At 33.2% G+C, this 6,000-nt stretch carries 6 protein-coding genes and 1 pseudogene; 6 read left to right on the top strand and 1 reads right to left on the bottom strand.

Annotated elements, in window-relative coordinates:
* The 5 genes and pseudogenes from JCM17102_RS30665 to JCM17102_RS09925 all read left to right on the top strand — a co-directional run.
* A pseudogene (locus JCM17102_RS30665) lies at positions 1-443 on the top strand (hypothetical protein); the annotation flags it as partial.
* 44 nt (positions 444-487) lie between these two features.
* Positions 488-664, top strand: a complete 177-nt coding sequence (locus JCM17102_RS30660) for a hypothetical protein (protein WP_159106322.1) — start codon at positions 488-490, stop codon at positions 662-664.
* Positions 648-1,121: a hypothetical protein gene (locus JCM17102_RS09940; protein ID WP_025075003.1), complete on the top strand. Its 474-nt coding sequence runs from the start codon at positions 648-650 to the stop codon at positions 1,119-1,121. The genes JCM17102_RS30660 and JCM17102_RS09940 overlap by 17 nt, the downstream gene beginning before the upstream one ends.
* Before the next feature lie 298 nt (positions 1,122-1,419).
* Positions 1,420-1,908 carry a hypothetical protein gene (locus JCM17102_RS09930; RefSeq protein WP_025075002.1) on the top strand — a complete coding sequence of 163 codons (489 nt, stop codon included), beginning with the start codon at positions 1,420-1,422 and terminating at the stop codon, positions 1,906-1,908.
* A gap of 187 nt (positions 1,909-2,095) precedes the next feature.
* Positions 2,096-2,392, top strand: a complete 297-nt coding sequence (locus tag JCM17102_RS09925) for a hypothetical protein (protein ID WP_136498630.1) — start codon at positions 2,096-2,098, stop codon at positions 2,390-2,392.
* Between the two features lie 255 nt (positions 2,393-2,647).
* Here the strand turns inward: JCM17102_RS09925 and JCM17102_RS09920 are convergent, their stop codons facing one another.
* Positions 2,648-3,370 (bottom strand): SGNH/GDSL hydrolase family protein, encoded by a 723-nt coding sequence (locus tag JCM17102_RS09920; protein WP_025075000.1) that lies wholly within the window; start codon positions 3,368-3,370, stop codon positions 2,648-2,650.
* A 170-nt stretch (positions 3,371-3,540) separates the two neighbouring features.
* Between JCM17102_RS09920 and JCM17102_RS09915 the strand changes: the two genes are divergently transcribed.
* Positions 3,541-5,769 carry an alpha-L-rhamnosidase-related protein gene (locus JCM17102_RS09915; protein ID WP_025074999.1) on the top strand — a complete coding sequence of 743 codons (2,229 nt, stop codon included), beginning with the start codon at positions 3,541-3,543 and terminating at the stop codon, positions 5,767-5,769.
* The last annotated feature ends 231 nt before the right edge of the window (positions 5,770-6,000 follow it).

Here is a 6,000-nt window from a genome sequence, read left to right as displayed (position 1 = left end):
AAAGATGGACAACTGTAGATCCGATAAGTGAGAAATACTATTCTTACTCATCTTATCTCTATTGTAATAATAATCCTATTTTGTACAAAGATCCTGATGGACGTTGGATTGTGAATGCTATTGGTGCTATTGTAAACGCAGGAATAGACTATGGGAGTCAAGTTGCAGTGAATTTTGCTACTGGAAAAACGGGATTGGATGCCTTTACAGATGATATTAGTTTAGGTTCTATTATAGTATCTGCTGCAGAAGGAGCTATAAATCCAATTGGAGCAACGACTAAGAATATAGCCAAAACAACTGTAAAAACAGTTGTAAAGACCACATTGAAAGAAGCAGGGAAATCAGTAGCTGGTCAAATGATTGATAATGCTATTAAAGGACAGGATATATTAAAAAATGTGGGAACTGAGGTGGTAGTTGGGGCATTACTGGAAACTTAAACGTAAGTCCCAATAACAATAATGCTAATACTACAATTAAAAGAATGGAAAAAAAACTGGATAAGGGCAAAGTTTTGACTGATCAACAAAATAATATGATGAAATCAGCAAAATTAGAAAAGGCAACAAATATTGGGCTAGAGTTAACTACGAATTTTGCGTTGGGTACAATAAAAAATATAGTAACAAAATCACTAAAAGATAATGATAAAAATAAATAAAATACTTTTTATTATAGGAGGATTAGCTTTACTTGCATTCATTTTTGCAATTTATATTACATATACGTTTCAAAATATTAGAATAAACGGGCGATTGTTTTATGCTCCTATTGTCGAAATTTCTGGCAGAATATCTCGACCAAATTCAGGGTGTTCTGTATTAATAAACAATAAGATTATTTATGCAGGTAGTTATGATGGACATACTCCAATAGGAGATTCTATTGCAGTGAGATATATACCAGAAGAAATACGTGTTATTCAAGAAAGTTTTCATCCTAACCGATTTTATTTGTTCTATGCACTAGCTTCTCCGCTATTGATATTAGGGATAATGCTTGTAGTTGAAAGCTTTAAAGGTAAAAGTATGTCTCAATATTATATAGAAGAAGAACGTCATCGGCTCATACGACAGGAGAAAATAAAGCGACTGAAATCTAAATTTAAAATAAAATAATAGTTTTCCACAAGTTTCAGTTTTGATTTTATTGATGTATTACCCTGATAAATGTTGTCTAATGATAGATAATTTGTATCAGGGTATTATTTCACGTATGATAGCTTGTTTTACTGAAGAATATTACTTCAAAGATGATAGCCTTATTGCTAACTATTCGGTAATGGGCTATGGTTTAAAAGTAGTATTAATCAGAAAACTGAGTATCTTATGATATAAATGGTAATCTGATTAAAGATTTAAACAAGAATATTAGCAGTATTGGATATGTTAGTTATGTAGTAAATGTAGATAAAAAATGAATCGTGCTGCAAGAAAAATGGCAAAAATGATAAGTGATAATACAGTTATGATTAATTTAGTGACTACAGATGGTAATACGACATCAACAGGGAATCATATGGTTGGCGGTGCTTTTATGGGTAATACTGTTGAAACAGATAGTTTTGGAAACATAAAGGTCACTGCGCATCAAGAAATTAATCCAAATGTGTTACGAAGTGCAGATGAGCATACAGAAACATCAGGTAAAATGATTATGCATGAAGTAACAGAAACATATGAGGGGGCACGAATTTCTCAAAAAACAGGAATCCCAAGTCCACCAGCCAACATTGCAGGTAGTGTTTTTGGGAAAGCACATAATAAAGCAACTTCCCAATCTACAGTATACCAAAAGATGTATGATAAGAAGGGAGAGGAGACACAGGATATAAATAATGCAGTGAAAGTAGAATGGTTTGTTTCTAAAAGAGGGATAAATAAAATAATTCAAACATTACCCTGAATATATGAAATATATAATATGTGTTATTGGTTTTATTTTAGTATCATGCTCTCAGACAAGATTATTGAGTTCAGATATGTAAGAGCCCAAAGATATGTCCTTGTTTTATATACAGTCGATTGATTGTAATGATTTTCTTTATATAATTAATGCTCAAAGAAATGATTCTATATTTCAGATCATAAGTATGAAAAATAATATTAGATCTAAGAGTGAAGACATTGTTATAAAAGGGAAATATTATTTAGACTTAAAACTTGTATATCCCATGATATATAATATTGAAGAAAAGGAAAGTGTAATAGATAGTTGTTTTCTATCACTAAATAGAAAAAGCCATTATAGTTTATATATTGCAAGAAATTTAGATAGTTTGACTCTAACCGAAAATGAAAACAATACGGAAAACAAATTAGCTATATATTCTATTATTTGTGATGCATGTAAAAATAAACGTATCCTTTTACGTTTATATATAAAATAGTTAGTGGCTTTTGTTTTACCCTGATATGATGTCTATCCTGATGCAGGCTACATTTCCTCCACCAATGGTTCACCATGGGATTGGAGAAGAATAAGAATCAAAGATTACCAACGAGAACAAAAGGGTCGTATTATATTGTAGTATACTTTTAAATAAAGATTCACGCGATTTACGCAGATTCGATTTAATCATTGCATAAATTCGCGTGAATCATATTCTATCAGCTACTTTTTCACATCCACCAATGTGGCTGATCTACCAACATGAGTCTATGGTATTCGAATCCAAAGCGTTAGAATTCTCCGCTATAAACATTTTTAGTTGTTCGCTAATCTGTGACATCCCTTTTATTGTAGGATGTCCGTTCTTCTTATCAATGTTTTGCAGTTCAACACAAGCAACACCGTAATGTTGACAGATATTTTTAACAGAATCATTGATTTCTTTCTTCAAATCGGTATTCAAGATAAAGTAGATCTCAACATTCTGATAATTATGAATCACATGATCGAGCATATAAGCCATTGCCGGACGGAATTTAAATAAATCATCCTTAGTCCATCCACCATACTTAAAATCTCCAAGAGGAGAATCAGCCCAACTATCATTAGTACCACCAAATATTAATATAATATCCGGGAAACCGAGCCCAGGCATACGGGTTATAAAAGAACGGTCGCTAAAATCCGCTTTATCATATCCTGTATTACAAATAGTCGACCCGGAAAACGAGTTGTTTATACAAAGCTGATACCCGTTTTCTTCGATAAATTTATTCCACCAAGTTTGTTTTACAGAAGTTACATCCGTTTCAGGCTTTGTAGTTGTAGAATACCATGAACTATTTGTTTTCGGTTGCATAAATCCTTCAAATGTTGAATATGAATCACCCAAAATAGATACCGATTTACGACTCTGAGCTAAACCGACGTTACAAGATATTACAATCAGTATAAATAAATAATAAAACTTTCTCATATCAAATCCTATTTTAGATTTTGCTACTATCGATTTTATTTGTAAATAACAACTGCAAATATAATAATTACGCTTCTAATTTGCAATAGAATTACCATAAAGAGAAAACTACTCATAAATTCCGTATCTTTGCAAACAAAATTATCTGCTCAATATAAAATTGCCAACGTATGAAAAAACATCCGGTTATCTGGGGATTTCTGTATACAATCTTCACAGTAAATGCAATAGCAAGTTTATATGCCCAAAATGGAGGTAAACAAAGCCTGAAATTTTCCGGTATTGACAGAAGTGTGAAAGTTTCGGACCTGAGGCAAGTTCCATTCTTTCTAGCAGGCAAAAGCTTATATGAAATAGGATTTATGAATGGCTCTTTTCCTGCACAAAGCAACGAGACAGCAGAACGGGGTGTTTGGTCTCATCCTATCAAATTATTAAATGGATTTAGCTTTGTTTTATCTGAAAATAATCAATACACTTGGGCACTTACAGATGCGACAGACTTTGAGTCTGACTTTTATAGCGCAAGATTCTCATTTTCGCAACACCATCTTTCTGTTACAAGGGAAGATTTTGTAGCCGAGAATGATAAAGCACTATTTGTCAAACTGAAAATAAACAACGATTCACCTACTGACAGAACCCTAAAACTGAATTTTTCCGGTATAGTAAATATCCGACCTTCATGGAGGGCTGAGACTCTTCGAAACGATAAGGATTCTATTTATTATAAGAATGGGCAGATATATGCATTCGACTCTTCAGGGCTCTTAACAATGGGAAGCCCGATAAATCCGTCAGCCTATTTTATCCAGCAAGATACAGCTGCATTGATTTACGATCTTTGTTTACCAGCCGAAGGCAGCATAGAAATTCCTTTTTTAGTAACAGGTGAATGTGGTACCATATCGAAATCGGTTACAACTCTTCAAGAACGTTACAATAGACTAATAAACTGCTATAATCCCGAAAAAGAGAAAAAACAGAAGAAATATACGCATTCTATAAACGAAGGTGTCCGTTTGGATTGTTCCCGAAAAGAGATAGTGGATGCATTTTATTGTGCTAAGGCCAATATACTAATGAATATAAAAGATGAAAGACCTTTATATCCGGATTTGTTCCTTGGAGCAGGAGTCCCAGTCTATCCTCGTTTATTTGGTACAGATTTTTGTTTCTCAATAGCCGGATGTCTGTCCGGTGGATTTAAGGATATTTCCAAACGGACATTGAATAATTTACTATACTATACGGAGAAAAATTTGCGGGCTCCTCATGAAATATCGAGCGATGGAATTCTTTTAGGATGGGATCACATTCAAGTTTCTCCTCAATTAGTAAATGCAGTTTGGGAATATTTTTCGTGGACACATGACTCTACATTTTTAGCAGAAGCGTATCCTTTATGTAAACGAATGATACAAGATATCATTAAAGATATAGATGCAAAAAATGGCTTATACATCCAGGGACATGGGCTTATGGAAGAAGCTGAGTTTAAAAACAATTGGGTGGAATTAACCACAGCGGCATATACATTCCCAGCTCTTAATTGTATGTCCCAAATGGCGACTATCATAGGAGAAGTAACAGAGTCCAGATTATATTCATCTCTTGCTTCAGCATATAAAAAGCGATTTAATGTTGATTGGTGGGATGATTCTCATAATATATGGCCTAGTGCTTTATCTGGGAGTGGAGAAAAAATATATAGTCATTTCTGGAATGTGGTATTTCCACAGAAAACTAAACTAGCTCAGGATAAAAACGGTCAAATAGCTTTTAAAAGTATTCAAAAACATTGGGTTAATGATCTTTGGGGAATGGTAGGCAAATATAATGAAGGAGCAGATATTTCACATGATGGGGTTGGATTAGTACATAATAATATTTGCGCTACGGCTGCTTTTGAGTATGGACAAACTGATTTAGGATGGAAATTGATTCAGCTTTCAGCTCAAGCTCCGTTGTCACTCCAAGAATCTCCATTAGGATTATTTCCAGAATGCCAACCTCATGGTTGCTCCAATATTTCTCAATTATGGTCGTATGCTACATTTATTGAAAGTCTTGTCAAAGGACTGGCTGGTATTCAACCCGGTATTCCAGGTTCTCCGATTGAAATGTATCTGCAAATTCCTGATGACTTGGATTATCTTACTATTGACGGAATTGAAATTGGAAATGATTCTTTTTCAGTAAGTTGGAAAAAAACTATAGATAAACGTCTGTTAATTCAGATAGATGGTGACGTTACAAATAAAGTGAAAAAAGTTATAGTTAGAATTAACTCATCTCTTCCATACAAAGTATTATTAAACGGAAAGAAGAAAAAACGTTGGAATAAAGAAGTTTTTTACGGCATTGATACCGAAACAAATGTATTATGTTTGCCATAAACAATTTAATCAAACCAACGATAAACAAATATAACTATTGACAAAGTGTTATGAGACCATTTACTTAAATTATCATCCTACTTTTCTGTATTTTAAAAACAATAAATGTAGAATATGCTGGCCAAAAGATAGTTACCTCGTAAATAAAAGCCATATTTTTTAACATAATATTTCAATACCATCATAGTGTACTCATTATAAGAAGCAGGTGATACTTTCAAAAGACCATTT

The organism is Bacteroides faecichinchillae JCM 17102 (genome assembly GCF_000614145.1).
Lineage (GTDB): Bacteria > Bacteroidota > Bacteroidia > Bacteroidales > Bacteroidaceae > Bacteroides > Bacteroides faecichinchillae.
This window is presented reverse-complemented; position numbering and strand designations above follow the sequence as displayed.

Bases quoted from the DNA above. Each gene is read 5' to 3' on its own strand.
- JCM17102_RS09920 (WP_025075000.1), bottom strand. From the start codon at position 3,370: ATGAGAAAGTTTTATTATTTATTTATACTGATTGTAATATCTTGTAAC.
- JCM17102_RS30660 (WP_159106322.1), top strand. From the start codon at position 488: ATGGAAAAAAAACTGGATAAGGGCAAAGTTTTGACTGATCAACAAAAT.
- JCM17102_RS09940 (WP_025075003.1), top strand. From the start codon at position 648: ATGATAAAAATAAATAAAATACTTTTTATTATAGGAGGATTAGCTTTA.
- JCM17102_RS09930 (WP_025075002.1), top strand. From the start codon at position 1,420: ATGAATCGTGCTGCAAGAAAAATGGCAAAAATGATAAGTGATAATACA.
- JCM17102_RS09925 (WP_136498630.1), top strand. From the start codon at position 2,096: ATGAAAAATAATATTAGATCTAAGAGTGAAGACATTGTTATAAAAGGG.
- JCM17102_RS09915 (WP_025074999.1), top strand. From the start codon at position 3,541: ATGAAAAAACATCCGGTTATCTGGGGATTTCTGTATACAATCTTCACA.